At 73.2% G+C, this 13555-nt stretch carries 16 protein-coding genes; 15 read left to right on the forward strand and 1 reads right to left on the reverse strand.

Annotation, left to right across the window (positions count from 1 at the left end):
- Window positions 1-89 precede the first annotated feature (89 nt).
- From ACFZB3_RS07055 to ACFZB3_RS07125, 15 genes are all read left to right on the forward strand, one after another.
- Window positions 90-878 (forward strand): enoyl-CoA hydratase-related protein, encoded by a 789-nt coding sequence (locus ACFZB3_RS07055; protein ID WP_391370928.1) that lies wholly within the window; start codon window positions 90-92, stop codon window positions 876-878.
- A complete protein-coding gene (locus ACFZB3_RS07060) occupies window positions 863-1234 on the forward strand; it encodes an OB-fold domain-containing protein (protein ID WP_391370931.1) in 372 nt (123 codons plus the stop codon). The genes ACFZB3_RS07055 and ACFZB3_RS07060 overlap by 16 nt, the downstream gene beginning before the upstream one ends.
- Window positions 1231-2379, forward strand: a complete 1149-nt coding sequence (locus ACFZB3_RS07065) for a thiolase family protein (RefSeq protein WP_391370933.1) — start codon at window positions 1231-1233, stop codon at window positions 2377-2379. The genes ACFZB3_RS07060 and ACFZB3_RS07065 overlap by 4 nt, the downstream gene beginning before the upstream one ends.
- A gap of 49 nt (window positions 2380-2428) precedes the next feature.
- On the forward strand, window positions 2429-3640 hold the full coding sequence (locus ACFZB3_RS07070; protein ID WP_391370936.1) for an acyl-CoA dehydrogenase family protein: 1212 nt from the start codon (window positions 2429-2431) through the stop codon (window positions 3638-3640).
- Window positions 3637-4617, forward strand: coding sequence for a phosphotransferase (locus ACFZB3_RS07075; protein WP_391370939.1), 981 nt, complete (start codon window positions 3637-3639; stop codon window positions 4615-4617). Before ACFZB3_RS07070 ends, ACFZB3_RS07075 begins: the two co-directional genes overlap by 4 nt.
- Window positions 4618-4629: 12 nt before the next feature.
- A complete protein-coding gene (locus ACFZB3_RS07080; protein WP_391370942.1) occupies window positions 4630-5844 on the forward strand; it encodes an acyl-CoA dehydrogenase family protein in 1215 nt (404 codons plus the stop codon).
- The gene (locus ACFZB3_RS07085; RefSeq protein ID WP_391370945.1) at window positions 5841-6617 is read left to right on the forward strand and encodes a glucose 1-dehydrogenase; all 777 of its coding nucleotides are present in this window, start codon (window positions 5841-5843) and stop codon (window positions 6615-6617) included. The genes ACFZB3_RS07080 and ACFZB3_RS07085 overlap by 4 nt, the downstream gene beginning before the upstream one ends.
- Window positions 6614-7384 carry an SDR family oxidoreductase gene (locus tag ACFZB3_RS07090; protein ID WP_391370948.1) on the forward strand — a complete coding sequence of 257 codons (771 nt, stop codon included), beginning with the start codon at window positions 6614-6616 and terminating at the stop codon, window positions 7382-7384. Before ACFZB3_RS07085 ends, ACFZB3_RS07090 begins: the two co-directional genes overlap by 4 nt.
- Window positions 7381-8169: an enoyl-CoA hydratase-related protein gene (locus ACFZB3_RS07095; protein WP_391370951.1), complete on the forward strand. Its 789-nt coding sequence runs from the start codon at window positions 7381-7383 to the stop codon at window positions 8167-8169. Before ACFZB3_RS07090 ends, ACFZB3_RS07095 begins: the two co-directional genes overlap by 4 nt.
- A gap of 116 nt (window positions 8170-8285) precedes the next feature.
- A complete protein-coding gene (locus ACFZB3_RS07100) occupies window positions 8286-8912 on the forward strand; it encodes a TetR family transcriptional regulator (RefSeq protein ID WP_391370954.1) in 627 nt (208 codons plus the stop codon).
- A 117-nt stretch (window positions 8913-9029) separates the two neighbouring features.
- Window positions 9030-9362 carry a nuclear transport factor 2 family protein gene (locus ACFZB3_RS07105; protein ID WP_391370957.1) on the forward strand — a complete coding sequence of 111 codons (333 nt, stop codon included), beginning with the start codon at window positions 9030-9032 and terminating at the stop codon, window positions 9360-9362.
- The gene (locus ACFZB3_RS07110; RefSeq protein WP_391370960.1) at window positions 9359-9742 is read left to right on the forward strand and encodes a nuclear transport factor 2 family protein; all 384 of its coding nucleotides are present in this window, start codon (window positions 9359-9361) and stop codon (window positions 9740-9742) included. The genes ACFZB3_RS07105 and ACFZB3_RS07110 overlap by 4 nt, the downstream gene beginning before the upstream one ends.
- A 19-nt stretch (window positions 9743-9761) precedes the next feature.
- Window positions 9762-10082 carry an EthD family reductase gene (locus ACFZB3_RS07115; RefSeq protein WP_391370962.1) on the forward strand — a complete coding sequence of 107 codons (321 nt, stop codon included), beginning with the start codon at window positions 9762-9764 and terminating at the stop codon, window positions 10080-10082.
- 63 nt (window positions 10083-10145) lie between these two features.
- On the forward strand, window positions 10146-11756 hold the full coding sequence (locus ACFZB3_RS07120; RefSeq protein ID WP_391370964.1) for an AMP-binding protein: 1611 nt from the start codon (window positions 10146-10148) through the stop codon (window positions 11754-11756).
- A complete protein-coding gene (locus ACFZB3_RS07125; protein ID WP_391370967.1) occupies window positions 11753-12808 on the forward strand; it encodes an MBL fold metallo-hydrolase in 1056 nt (351 codons plus the stop codon). Before ACFZB3_RS07120 ends, ACFZB3_RS07125 begins: the two co-directional genes overlap by 4 nt.
- On the opposite strand, the gene ACFZB3_RS07130 is transcribed toward ACFZB3_RS07125, so the two are convergent.
- Window positions 12805-13554 carry a glucose 1-dehydrogenase gene (locus tag ACFZB3_RS07130; protein WP_391370970.1) on the reverse strand — a complete coding sequence of 250 codons (750 nt, stop codon included), beginning with the start codon at window positions 13552-13554 and terminating at the stop codon, window positions 12805-12807. The genes ACFZB3_RS07125 and ACFZB3_RS07130 overlap by 4 nt on opposite strands.
- Window position 13555 lies beyond the last annotated feature (1 nt).

The raw sequence follows: 13555 nt of genomic DNA on the forward strand, positions 1-13555 counted from the left end.
GCTCGTCGGCCACCGATCTTCCCGACCATTGACAGGGGCCTCCACCGCCCCCAGAATCGAACTCAATTCAGTTCAGTTTGGAGGGGCTCATGGCAGTCGAAGACGAGATCCAGTTCGAACGGGACGGGCAGGTGGCGCGGGTCTGGCTGAACCGCCCGCACAAGAAGAACTGCGTGACCGTGCCGATCCTCAACCGCCTCGACGAGATCATCACCGAGGTCGACGCGGACCCCGAACTGCGCGTGCTGGTGCTGCGCGGGCGCGGCGGCACCTTCTGCTCCGGGTTCGACCTGGACAGCCTCAAGGCCGACTTCGTCGGCCGGTCCAACGCGATCGACGTCGCCGTGCTGTCGGCCAAGGTCTGCGACCGGCTGTACTCGATGAAGACTCCGTCGATCGCCGTCCTCGAAGGACATGTCACCGCCGGCGGCTTCGAGCTGATGATCTCCTGCGACTTCGCGATCGCCGCGGACGACGCCCTGATCGGCGACTTCCACATCCGCCGCGCCCTGTTCGGCGGCGCGGGGCCGATCTACCGCGTGCCGCGCATGATCGGCGTCCGCAAGACCAAGGAGCTCATGCTCACCGGCAAGCTGCTCACCGGGGTCGAGGCCGCCGGGTTCGGGCTCATCAATTCCTCGGCGCCCGCGGACAAACTCGACGCCACCGTCGAGGAGTTCGCCGACCAGCTCGTCGACAAGAGCCCGTTCACCATGTGGATCACCAAGATGACCATCGACCGGAGCCTCGACGCGGACATCCAGTCCCTGATGGTCATGGAACACCTCGCGGTCGGCGTGATGCTCAACTCCGAGGACGCCGCGGAGGGCGTGGCCGCCTTCCTGGAGAAGCGGGAACCGCAGTGGAAGGGCCGCTGAGCGGCGCGGCGGGGACCGGGAGCCGGCTGCGTGGCTCCCGGTGCGCCGACTGCGCGGTGGCCGCCTACCCGGCCCGCCCCGGATGCCCCCGCTGCGGCGGACCCGCCGAACCGGTCGCGCTCTCCGCCACGGGCACGCTGTGGACCTGGACCGTACAGCGGTACGCGCCCAAGGCACCCCCGTACGTCCCGCCCACCGCGGGATTCACGCCGTTCACCATCGGATACGTCGAACTCCCCGAAGGCGTCAGGGTGCTGGCCGTCCTCGACATCCGGCCCGAGGACGCGGAGATCGGCATGCCGGTCACGGTCACCGCGGGGGACGGTGTGCCGAGGGCCAAGGGAGCCGTCGCATGAGCGGCGAGGACGTGCTGGTCTGCGGCGCCGGGATCACCTCCTTCGCCCGGACGGAGGCGAGCGGGCGGGAGCTGGCCGTGCAGGCCGTACGCGCCGCCCTCCAGGACGCCGGACTGCCGTGGTCGCGGGTGCGGGCCGCGTACGGCGGCAGCGACGCCGCCGGCAACGCCGACACACTCGTCGCCGAACTCGGCCTGACCGGAGTGCCGTTCACCAACGTCCGCAACGGGTGCGCCACCGGCGGCAGCGCGCTGGTCTCCGCCGTCCACGCGATCCGGTCGGGGGCGGCGGACGTGGCCCTCGCCGTCGGCTTCGACAAGCACCCGCGCGGCGCCTTCGACCCGCGGCCGGCCGACTGGGGGCTCGACGAGGCCTACGGCCGCGAGGGGCTGATGGTCACCACGCAGTTCTTCGCGATGAAGATCCAGCGGTACCTGCACGACCACGGCATCAGCCCCCGCACCCTCGCCCTGGTCGCCGAGAAGGCGTACGCCAACGGCGCGCTCACCCCGCACGCCTGGCGGCGCAAACCGCTCGACGCCGACGAGATCCTCGCCTCCGGCCTGGTCAACGACCCGCTGACCCGGTACATGTTCTGCTCGCCCGGCCAGGGCGCGGTCGCGCTGGTCCTGTGCAGCCGGGCCGTGGCCCGCCGACTCGGCGGAGCTCCGGTCACCCTGCGGGCGGCCGTCGTACGGACCCGCCGGTTCGGCTCCTTCGAGGTGTTCAGCCCCTGGGCGCCGCCCGGGACCCCGACGAGCGTGAGCGCGGACGCCGCACGGCACGCCTTCGAGGAAGCCGGACTGGGCCCCGCCGACATCGACGTGTGCCAGCTCCAGGACACCGAGAGCGGCGCCGAGGTCATGCACCTGGCCGAGTGCGGGTTCTGCGCACACGGCGAGCAGGAGTCGCTCATCCCGTTCGGGGCGACCGGGATCGGCGGCTCGCTGCCGGTCAACACCGACGGCGGCTGCATCGCCAACGGCGAACCCGTCGGCGCGTCCGGGCTGCGCCAGGTCCACGAGGTCGTACAGCAGCTGCGCGGCCGGGCGGGCGAGCGGCAGGTGCCGGGTGCTCCGGCGGCCGGCTTCACCCACGTGTACGGCGCGCCGGGCGTCAGCGCCTGCACGGTACTGACCCGCTGAGCCGTCGAGCCGTCGAGGCAGCGCGAAGAGGAAGGGAGGCCGGAGGACCATGAGGAGCATTCCCGAGCCCGCGGAGTTCCGCGCCGAGGCCCGGAACTGGCTGGCCGGTGTGGCGAAGGAGCGCGCCGCGCACCGGGACTGGGGCCGCGGTGACGACTCGGTGGCGGTCTTCGAGAACTGGACCGAGGCGGAAGAGCGCGCCCACACCGACCTGATCCGGCGGTGGGAGCGCACCCGGTACGACCAGGGCTGGGGTGCCCTCGACTGGCCGTCGGAGTACGGGGGCCGCGAACTGCCCGCACACTACGAGCAGTTGTACCAGGCCGAGGAAGCGGCCTTCGACGTGCCGCGGCGCACCGAGGTCTTCCCGGTCACCCGTCGGCTCGTCGCCCCCGCCGTCCGTGTCTGGGGCACCGACGAACAGAAGCGGCGCTGGCTGCGCCCCATGCTCCGCACCGACGAACTCGCCTGCCAGCTCTTCTCGGAGACCGAGGCCGGTTCCGACCTGGCCGGCGTCCGCACCCGGGCGGTGCGGGAGGGCGACGGCTGGGTGGTCCGCGGACACAAGGTGTGGACGTCCGGCGCCCGGGTCGCCACCTGGGGCGTGGCCGTGTGCCGCACCGACCCCGACGCCCCCAGGCACGCGGGCATCACGGTCCTCCTGGTCCGCATGGACGCGCCGGGCGTGACCGTACGGCCCATCCGGCAGATGACCGGCGGCTCCAGCTTCAACGAGGTCTACCTGGACGACGTCCACGTGCCGGACACGGACCGGCTCGGTCCGGTCGGCGAGGGCTGGCGGGTCACCCTCACCGTCCTCGCCGCCGAACGCCTCGACTCCGGCGGCCTCGGCCTGGACAACGCCGAGCGCGCCCTCGACCTCGCCCGTCATCTGCCCCGCCCGCTCACCGGCGCGGAACGGCAGCAGGCGGCCGACCTGTACGTCCGCGGGCTCGTCCAACGGCTCACCGGGCTGCGGGTGACGGCCGCCCTGGCGGCCGGCCGCGAACCCGGTGCCGAGGCCTCGGTCGGCAAGCTGCACGCCACCGCGACCATGCGCGCCACCACCGACCTCGTCCAGCAGCTCCTCGGACCGCGGCTGGCCGCCGACACGGGGGAGTGGGGCACCTTCGCCTGGACCGAGCACCTCCTCGGCGCCCCCGGCTACCGCATCGCAGGCGGCAGCGACGAGATCCAGCGCAACATCCTGGCCGAGCGCGTGCTCCGGCTGCCCAGAGAGCCGAAGGGGAACGGGAGTTGAGTACGACGACCGAAGCGGCCGAACTCGGCCGGCGGGTCCGCGCACGGCTCGCCGACCTGCACCCGCACGAGCCGGCGGGCGATCTGCGCACCCTGCCCGGCGGCCACTCGGGCCTCACCTACTGCGTCACGGCGGGAGAGGTCTCGTACGTCGTGAAGGCGGTACCACCCGGACAGCGTGCCGTCGGCCGCAACGACGTGCTGCGGCAGGCGCGGATCCTGCGCGCACTCGCCGGGTCCCCGGTACCCGTCCCGGCCGTCGTGGCCGTGGACGAGACCGAACCCGCCTGGTTCGCGATGGAGTTCGTGGACGGCGAGGCCGTCGAACCGGTCCTCGACGAACACCGCCTGGATCCCGGACGGTGCCGGACCCGCATGCTGGCCCTGGCCGGCGTGCTGCGGGAGCTGCACGGGACGGTGGTCGCGGAGGGACTCGAACCGCTCGGTCCGGCCGGGGAGCTGGAGCGCTGGAGCCGCACGATGCGGGCGGTTCCGGACGAACTCCGGCCCGGTTCCGAGGACGTCCTGCGCGCTCTGGCCGCCCGCGTCCCCGACAGCACGGCCCCCGCCCTCACCCACGGCGACTTCCGCCTCGGCAACGTCCTGTGCCGGGGCGAGCGGCCGGCCGCCGTGGTGGACTGGGAGATCTGGGGGTACGGCGATCCGCGCATCGACCTCGCGTGGTTCCTCCTCTTCACCGACCACCGCAACTTCCCCCGCCTCGGCCGCGCGGTCCCCGGCCTGCCCACCGAGGAGGAACTGCTCACCGCCTACCTCGACGGCCGCCCCGAACCGCCCGCCCTCGACTGGTTCCGGGCCCTGGCCCGCACCAAGATGGCCGCGATCATGGGGCACAACCTGCGCAGGCACCGCGAGGGCAAGCACCACGACCCCGACCAGGAGCGGCTGCCCCCGACCGTCGCGGCGATGATCCGCACGGCCGCCGACATCCTCGCCCAACGGTCCCCACGGTCCTGAAGGAGCCGCACCATGGATTTCGGACTCTCCCCGAAGGCCGAGGAACTCCGTTCCCGGATGGCCGCGTTCATGACGGAGCACGTCCTGCCCGCCGAGCCCGTCTACGACCGGCAGCTCGCCGAGGCGGACGAACCACACCGACTACCGCCCGTACTGCGGGAACTGAAGGAGAAGGCGCGCGCCGAGGGACTGTGGAACCTCTTCCTCGCCCACGGCGACCGGGGCGCGGGCCTCACCAACCTCGAATACGCCCCGCTCGCCGAGCTGGCCGGACGCTCCGTCATCGGCCCCGAGGTGTTCAACTGCTCGGCCCCCGACACCGGCAACATGGAACTGCTCGCCCTCTTCGGCACACCCGAACAGCAGGACCGCTGGCTGCGACCGCTCCTGACCGCCGAGATCCGGTCCTGCTTCGCCATGACCGAGCCCGAGGTGGCCAGCTCCGACGCCCGCAACATCCGCACCCGGATCACGCGCGACGGGGACGAGTACGTGGTCGACGGGCACAAGTGGTACACCTCCGGGATCCTCGACCCGGACTGCCGGCTGATCGTCCTGATGGGGGTCACCGACCCGGCCGCACCCGCCTACCGGCAGCAGAGCATGGTGCTGATCCCGCGCGACACCCCCGGCATCACCGTCCTGCGCGATCTGCCGATGTTCGGCTACACCGACCGCTGCGGCCACGGCGACGTGCTCTTCGAGAACGTACGGGTGCCGGTGTCCGCGCGGCTCGGCGGCGAGGGCGAGGGGTTCGCACTGGCCCAGGGACGGCTCGGGCCCGGCCGCATGCACTACGCCATGCGCGCGGTCGGCTTCGCCGAACGCGCCCTGGAGCTGATGTGCCGCCGGGCCCTCACCCGTACCGCCTTCGGCGGCCCGCTGGCCGAACAGGGCGTGGTGCGCGAGTGGATCGCCCGCAGCCGGATCGAGATCGAGCAACTGCGCCTGCTGGTCCTGAAGTCGGCCTGGCTGATGGACACCGCGGGCAACGCGGCCGCCCGTACCGAAGTGGCCGCGATCAAGGTGGCCGCGCTGGAGGTGGCCCACCGGGTGGTCGACCGGGCGGTCCAGGCGCACGGCGCGGCCGGGGTCAGCGACGACACCGTACTGGCCCGGCTGTACGCCATCACACGGGCGCTGCGGATCGCGGACGGCCCTGACGAGGTGCACCTGCGCACCGTCGCGCGGCGTGAACTGGCCAGGTATCCCGAGGAGTCGGCATGAGCGCACGGGTACTCGACGGACGGGTGGCCGTGATCACCGGCGGCTCCCGGGGGATCGGGCTGGGCATCGCGAAGGCGTACCGGGAGGCGGGCGCCCATGTGGTGATCGCCGCCCGCAAGCCGGACGGACTGGCCGCCGCCCGCGAGGAGTTGCTGCGGGTCGCGGGAGACGGCGAGGTGCACGAGGTGGTCGCCCACGCGGGCCGGCCGGAGGACGCCGAGCGGTGCGCCGAGGAGACCATGGACCGGTTCGGCAGCCTCGACGTCCTGGTCAACAACGCCGCCACCAACCCGTACATGGGCCCCCTGCTCGACCTCGATCCCCCACGCGCGCAGAAGACGGTGGAGGTCAACCAGTACGGCATGGTCGCCTGGACCCGGCACGCCTGGCGGGTGTGGATGCGCGAGCACGGGGGAGCAGTCGTCAACATCGCCTCCGTCGGCGGACTGGTCGTCGATCCGCACATCGGCTGGTACAACGCCACCAAGGCGGCGATGCTCCACCTCACCCGGCAACTCGCCTACGAACTGGGCCCGCACGCCAGGGTCAACGCGGTCGCGCCGGGCCTCGTCAAGACCGAGCTGGCGCGGGCCGTATGGGAGCCCAGGGAGCCGATCCTGACCGCGCGACTCCCGCTGCGCAGGCTGGGGACGGTGGAGGACGTGGCGAACGCGGCGGTGTTCCTCGCCTCCGGGGCCTCCTCCTGGATGACCGGCCAGACGCTCGTCCTGGACGGCGGGGCGACCGCGCTGCCGATCGGGGTGGAAGCGTGACCGGCGCGCTCGTGGGCCTGTTCTCGCTCGAAGGCCGGACGGCGGTGGTCACCGGGGCCTCCTCGGGGCTGGGCGCACGCTTCGCCACGGTGCTGGCCGCCGCCGGGGCCACGGTGTTCGCGGCGGCCAGACGACCGGACCGCCTGAAGGAACTGGCCGACGGCGATCCGCGCATCCACCCCGTCGTCTGCGACGTGGCGAGGGAAGCGGACCGCATCCGGCTGGCGGAGACCGCCTTCGAGTACGGCGGCCGGCTCGACGTCCTGGTCAACAACGCGGGCGCACCCGGCGCCGTACGCGCGCAGGACGAGAGCCCCGGTGACTTCGCGGGCGTCCTGGCCGTCAACCTCGTGGCACCGTTCCACCTGGCCCGGCTGCTCGCCGAGGCCCGGTGCGATCACGACCGTACGAGATCGGTCGTCAATGTCTCCTCCGTCCTCGGGCTCGTCTCAGGTGCCCCGCTCGGCGGGGCCGCCTACGCCGCGTCCAAGGCGGGGCTGATCGGCCTGACGCGCGAACTGGCCGGGCAGTGGGGAGGGGCGGGGGTGCGGGTGAACGCCCTCGCCCCCGGCTGGTTCCGCTCGGAGATGACCGACGCCCTGTTCGCCGACGAGCGCTCCCGGCGCTGGGTGGAGCGCGGCACGATGCTCGGGCGCGGCGGCGCACCGGGCGAGCTGGACGGGGCACTGCTCTATCTGGCCTCGGACGCGTCCTCGTACTGCACCGGACAGGTGCTCACCGTGGACGGCGGGTGGACGGCACGATGAGGGTCACCGTCGGGATCGACGACGACGGGGTGGCCCGTGTCGAGATGTGCAGGGGCTCGGGCAACGCGATCGACCTCGCGACGGCCAGGGGGCTGCTGGCGGCGGCCCGGGAGTGCGAGGCGGCGCGGGTGCGGGCGGTGCTGCTCACCGGGCGCGGGCCGGCCTTCTGCGTGGGCGGCGACCTGAAGGAGTTCGGGGCCGTGCCCGAGGAACGGCTGGCCGGGCACCTCACCGACGTCACCGACGCACTGCACGGGGCGCTGCGGATCCTCGCCGGCCTCGACGCGCCTCTGGTGGCAGCCGTGCAGGGGGCCGTCGCCGGGGCCGGACTCGGGCTCGCCATGGCCGCCGACCTCGGGTTCGCCGCCGCGGACGCCCACTTCACGGCGGCGTACACCGCGATCGGGTACTCGCCGGACGCCGGGGTGAGCTGGCTGCTGCCCCGTCTCGTCGGCCCCAAGCGGGCCCTGGACCTGCTGCTCACCAACCGGAGGGTGCCGGCCGCGGAGGCCCTGGAGATCGGGCTGGTGAGCAGGGTCGTCGCGCCGGAGCGGCTCCGGGAGGAGGCCGCGGGAGCGGCGCGGACGCTGGCGCGCGGCGCCACCGAGGCGTACGGCGTGACCCGGCGGCTGGTCGCCCGCGCGTTCGCGGCCGGGCTGGACGAGCAGCTCGACGCGGAGGCCCGCCGGCTGGCCGCGGCCGCCGTGTCGGGGGAGGGGCGGGAGGGCATGGCCGCCTTCCTCGGGCGGCGGCGGCCGGACTTCGGGCATGCGGCAGCACGGTGACGGGCGGGACCGCCCGCGGAATCGCGCCCGGTCGATTCGAAGCCAACCTGAACTTGGGTCTACTCTCGGACGACCGGGCGGTGATCGGAACCGGCCGTGGAGCAGAGGGAGAGGCGATGGCGAGGGCGCGGATCGTGGATCCGGAGGAGGGGCCCAGGTCGAAGCGGGCGGCCATCCTGGTGGCGGCGGTGGAGCGGTTCGGGGAGGACGGCTACGAGAGCACCAAGTGGTCCGAGGTGGCCGACCGGGTCGGCATCGGGCAGACGGCGCTCTACCACTACTTCGAGTCGAAGGCCCACTGCCTGCTCACCATCATGCGTCTGGAGCTGCAGCGCTCCCACGACCAGTTCGTCGAGGCCACGAAGGACATGACGGAGCCGGTCGAGGAGGTGCGCGCGGCGGTGCGCTCCGCCTTCGCGGTCACCGAGCAGGAGATCCGCCAGATGCGCATCTTGCAGGCCAACATGTCCCTGCTGGCCAACCCGCGCAAGTCCAGGCGGGAGGAGACCGAGCGGGTCGCGGCCCGCCAGCTGGTGCAGATGGTCGAGCGGGACTGGACGAACCTGCTGATGCGGGGCATGTCCAAGGGCGCCTTCCCGCTGCGCGACGCCCACACCCTCGGGCTGGCCGTGCTCGGCATGATCGTCAGTGTCTGGCGCTGGTACCGCCCGACCGGGGCGATCCAGCTCTCCGAGATCAGCGAGTTGATCGAGGGGTGCGTGGTGCGCATGGTCGCCGAATGACGTCCGGCTCCGTCCCGCCTCTTGCCGGGGCGGCCGCCTTGGGATCAAACTGAACTGAACTCAGGTTGTTGAAGGTCTGAGCAGGGAGAGCGATCGGCAATGGTGCTTCGCGAATACATGACCCGAATGGACGGCCAGGATCCGGAAAAGGCCCTGGAGCTGGTGGAGCCCGGATTCCGCTTCCTCATCGCCCTGCCCGGCGGTGAGCGCAGCGGGAGTTCGCGGGAGGAGTTCGCCGCGTACATAGCCGGGCGGCAGGCCGTGGACCGTACCCATGAGATCAAGAGGTACGCGGTCGACGGCGACGTCGAGACGGCGTACGGCTTCGTGGTCGAGAGGGGCGTGACCAAGGGGGCCTTCCTGTCCGCCGTGCAGGTCTCGCCCGCCGGGCTGATGGCGCGCTACCAGTCCTTCTTCACCACCGGCTTCGACCTGGTGGACCGGCCGTGACCGCCCCGGCCGCGGAGTCCACCGCGGCGTTCCTGACCCGCTGGTTCGCCATCCTCGACAGCGCGGACGCGGACCGCGTCCTGGACCTGATCAGCGACGACTTCTCGTTCTCCATCCTCTTCTCGACCGGTGGCGGCGGCGCGACCGACTTCCACGGCGGCCGGGCCGAGCTGGCGGGCTACCTCGCCCAGCGCGAGGTGGGCGTGCGCACCCACCACCTGCTCACGGCGGGCACCGTCGGCCGGGACGAACTGTTCCTGGGCGAGGTGCGGCGCTCCGGGGTGCCGGAGGCGACCTTCGTGGCCGGCGCCCGGCTGGACGACACCGGCCGGCTGCGGCGGCTGATGATCGGGCGCTCGCCCGAGGTGCTGTTCACCTGAGAAGCCCGAGGAGGGCGCGATGTACAACCTGGTCCTGCTGGCCGCCCGGCCGCCCGAGTGGTCCCACGAGCGGTTCATCGGCTGGTGGCGCGGCGAACACGCCGAACTCACCCGTGCCCTGCCCGGCCTGCGGTCCTGGCGGCACACCGACGTCGACGCGGCCCTCGAACCGCGCTCCGAGGGCTGGGACGGGGTCTCCGTCCTGGGCTTCGACACCGCCGAGGACCTGCGCAGGGCACTGGACAGCCCCGAGTGGGCGGCCGCGGTCGCCCAGGTCGGCGACATGCGGGGCCGGCGCATCGCCGTCATGGGCGGCGAGGCGGAGCTGTACGGGGGCTGAGCACGCCCGTCGGAGCCGGCCGGCCACCACCACCTTTCGCGCGAAGAGGCGAGGAAGCAGCGGATGCGACAGACAGTGCGGGAGTTCCAGCAACGGGCGGAGAAGGCCGACTTCACCGCCGTCGTCGACGACACGGGCCGGCACGGCGCGCGCGAGCTGCTGGCGCGCGCGGCCGAACTGGCCGACGCCATGGCGCCCGAAGGCTCGCCCGACGGCTCGCCCGGCGGTTCGCCCGACGGCTCGCCCGGCGGTTCGCCCGACGGATCGCCCGAGCGATCGCCCGGCGGGACCGTCCTGCTCCAGGCCGACAACTCCTGGCGCACCGTCGCCGCGACCCTTGCCGTGGGGCTGACCGGTGGCGTCCTGGCGCTGGTCAACCGGCACACGACCGCGGCCGAGTTCGCGGCGGCCCTGGAGGACATCCGCCCCGACGTCGTCATCGCCGAACCGTCCGCGGCCGAGGGCTGGCAGGCGCGGGACGGCGTCGAGGGCGGGCGGACGGCCGAGGCCCTCGACGGCTGGGCGGTCCTGGCCGGCCACGGCCCGCGCGATGTCTCCCGCTGGTCCGGCGGCACGGTCATCGGTCTCACGTCCGGCTCCACCGGACGGCCCAAGGGAGTGGTCCAGTCCGAGGGCGCCGTGCGCTACGCCTGCGCCCGCACCGCGGAGATCAACGGGCTGCGCGACGGCGACGCGGTGGCCGCGATCGTGCCGCTCTCCTCGACCGCGGCGTACTGCTTCGGGGTGGGCATGGCGCTGATGCTCGGCGGCCCGCTCGTCCTGAGCGGCCGGTGGGACCGCGAGGAGGCGCTGGCGCGGATGTCCGCGAACGATGTCCGGTGGACCATGTGCGTGCCGACCATGGCACTTCAGATGGGCTCGGCGGCCGCCGGATCACGGGTCCTCGAAGGCGTCCGCTCCCTCACGGTCGGCGGTGGTCCCATGGACCGCGGCGCCCTCGCCCGTGCCGAACGGTCGCTCGGGACGCGGATCCTGCGCGTCTTCGGCATGTCCGAATGCCTCGGGCACACCTCCCCACGGCCCGACGACCCCGAGGAGATCCGGCTGGGCCGGGACGGCCGCCCGTTCCCCGGCACGGAACTGCGCGCGGTCGCCCCCGACGGGACCGTCCTCGGCCCCGGCGCGACCGGCCGGGCCGAGGTCCGCGGCCCCTCCCTGTTCGTCGGTTACGCCCGCGACGGCAAGGCCGAACCGCCCGCCCTCACCCCGGACGGCTTCTTTCCCACCGGGGACCTCCTGGTGACCGGCGACGACGGGACGGTCACCGTCATGGGCCGGGAGAAGGACGTGATCATCCGGGGCGGCCGCAACCTCGACATCACCGAGATCGAACGGGCCGTCGCCGCCCACCCGGGCATCGCCAGGGCGTGCGTGGTGCCCGTGCCGGACCCGTTGCTCGGCGAACGGGCCGCCGTGCTCGTGGTCACGGAGGACGGCCACGACGGCCTCGGCCTCGACGACATCACCGCACACCTCGAGCGCACCGGCCTGTCCAAGGCCAAGTGGCCCGAATTCGCCTTCACCGTCGGTGAGTTGCCCCAGACCACGGTGGGCAAGCTCGACCGCTCGGGAGCCCGCGGACTCGCACGCGAACTGCACGCCCGGCTCGCCCCGGACCCGACCCCCCGACCGCACCGGCAAGGAGACGCATGACCACCCCCGCGGCCCGCACCCCCCGCTTCGACCGCGGCCGGTGGTCGCGGGCGGGAGCCGAGACCGTACGGCCCGGCGTCCACCGCATCCCGCTGCCGCTGCCGGACGACGGGCTGCGCGCGGTCAACGTGTACGCGCTGGAAGGCCTGGCGGAGGGGCTGGTCCTGATCGACGGAGGCTGGTCGGTCCCCGAGTCCCGCAAGGCGCTGGAGGACGCCCTCGCCGGCCTAGGCCACGACCTCGGCGAGATCAGCCACATCCTGGTCACCCACATCCACCGCGACCACTACACGCAGGCCGTCGCCCTGCGCAGGCTGCTCGGCTCCCGGGTCTACCTGGGCGCCGGCGAACGCCGGGGCCTGGAGCTGCTCGGGTCGCTCCGTACGACGCGGCCGGCCGGTTCGCTGGAGACGCTGACGCGGTCCGGCGCGGGCGAACTCGCCGAGCGGGTGGCCGCGATGGACCACGGCGACTTCGACCCGGGCGTGTGGGAGGCCCCCGACCGCTGGCTGGCGGCGGAGGAACTCCGCTTCGGCGACACGAGGCTGCGGGTCGTCCCGACCCCGGGCCACACCCGGGGGCACGTCGTCTACCTCGACCAGGCCCGCGGCCTGCTGTTCTCCGGAGACCACGTCCTGCCGCACATCACCCCGTCCATCGGCTTCGAACTCGGCCCGGCCGAGCTGCCGTTGGGGGACTACCTCGACTCGCTGCGGATGATGACGACGCTCGCGGACGCCCGGCTGCTGCCCGCGCACGGACCGGTGGGCGACAGCGTGCACGCCCGGGTCGGCGAGCTGCTGGCCCATCACGACGACCGGCTCGCGCAGACCCTGGCGGTCGTCGGCGCCCGTACGCTCACCGCCCACGACGTGGCGGGCGAGTTGGGGTGGACCCGGCGCAAGGTGCCCTTCGCCGACCTGACCGCCTTCAACCAGATGCTCGCGGTCAACGAGACCGCGGCCCACCTCGACGTGCTGGCGGTCCGCGGTCACCTCCGGCGCACCCGGTCGGCCGACGGCGTCGACCACTACACGGCGCTCGCCGGCTAGCGCGCCGTCCAGCCTCCGTCGACGTACAGCTCCGAGCCGGTCACGAAGCTCGCGTCGTCGGAGGCAAGGAACGCCACGGCCGCCGCGACCTCCTCGGGCGTCCCGAGCCGGCCGAGCGGCGTGCCGTCGAGCATCGCGGCCAACCGCGGTGTGCCCCGCCACAGTTCACGGGACCGGGGCGTCTCGATGAACCCGGGATGCAGGGAGTTGACCCGGACACCGCGGGTCGCCCAGTGCAGCGCGGCGTTCTTCGTCATGAGACGTACGGCGCCCTTGGCGGCGTGGTACGAGAACTGGGAGCCGAAGCCGCCGACCGTGCCGAAGATCGACGCGACGTTGACGACCGAGCCGCCGCCGGAGCGCTCGATGGCCGCACCGGCGTGCTTCATGCCGAGCCAGACGCCGGTCTGGGTGACCGCGATCACCTGGTCCCAGGACTCCAGGGTCTCCGTCTCGACGGTGCGCATCGCCGCGATGCCGGCGTTGTTCACCAGCACGGACAGCGAGCCGAGCCGCTCGGTCACCCGGCCGACGACCGCCTGCCAGGCCGCCTCGTCGGTCACGTCGAGGGCCAGCCCGAGGGCTCCGCCCCCGGTCTCCTCGGCGAGCTTCGCGCAGCGCTCCGCGTCGACGTCGGTCACCACCACCGTGGCACCCTCGGCCGCGAGCCGCCGTACGACGGCGTCACCGATGCCTCCGGTCGCGCCGGTCACCAGGGCCACCCGGCCGTCCAGCCTCGACTCCATC

Source organism: Streptomyces sp. NPDC008092, from assembly GCF_042957285.1.
Lineage (GTDB): Bacteria > Actinomycetota > Actinomycetes > Streptomycetales > Streptomycetaceae > Streptomyces.

Excerpts from the sequence above, each read along its gene's own strand:
- ACFZB3_RS07055 (WP_391370928.1), top strand. The coding sequence starts at position 90 with ATGGCAGTCGAAGACGAGATCCAGTTCGAACGGGACGGGCAGGTGGCG.
- ACFZB3_RS07065 (WP_391370933.1), top strand. The coding sequence starts at position 1,231 with ATGAGCGGCGAGGACGTGCTGGTCTGCGGCGCCGGGATCACCTCCTTC.
- ACFZB3_RS07070 (WP_391370936.1), top strand. The coding sequence starts at position 2,429 with ATGAGGAGCATTCCCGAGCCCGCGGAGTTCCGCGCCGAGGCCCGGAAC.
- ACFZB3_RS07080 (WP_391370942.1), top strand. The coding sequence starts at position 4,630 with ATGGATTTCGGACTCTCCCCGAAGGCCGAGGAACTCCGTTCCCGGATG.
- ACFZB3_RS07085 (WP_391370945.1), top strand. The coding sequence starts at position 5,841 with ATGAGCGCACGGGTACTCGACGGACGGGTGGCCGTGATCACCGGCGGC.
- ACFZB3_RS07095 (WP_391370951.1), top strand. The coding sequence starts at position 7,381 with ATGAGGGTCACCGTCGGGATCGACGACGACGGGGTGGCCCGTGTCGAG.
- ACFZB3_RS07100 (WP_391370954.1), top strand. The coding sequence starts at position 8,286 with ATGGCGAGGGCGCGGATCGTGGATCCGGAGGAGGGGCCCAGGTCGAAG.
- ACFZB3_RS07105 (WP_391370957.1), top strand. The coding sequence starts at position 9,030 with ATGACCCGAATGGACGGCCAGGATCCGGAAAAGGCCCTGGAGCTGGTG.
- ACFZB3_RS07115 (WP_391370962.1), top strand. The coding sequence starts at position 9,762 with ATGTACAACCTGGTCCTGCTGGCCGCCCGGCCGCCCGAGTGGTCCCAC.
- ACFZB3_RS07120 (WP_391370964.1), top strand. The coding sequence starts at position 10,146 with ATGCGACAGACAGTGCGGGAGTTCCAGCAACGGGCGGAGAAGGCCGAC.
- ACFZB3_RS07125 (WP_391370967.1), top strand. The coding sequence starts at position 11,753 with ATGACCACCCCCGCGGCCCGCACCCCCCGCTTCGACCGCGGCCGGTGG.
- ACFZB3_RS07130 (WP_391370970.1), bottom strand. The coding sequence starts at position 13,554 with ATGGAGTCGAGGCTGGACGGCCGGGTGGCCCTGGTGACCGGCGCGACC.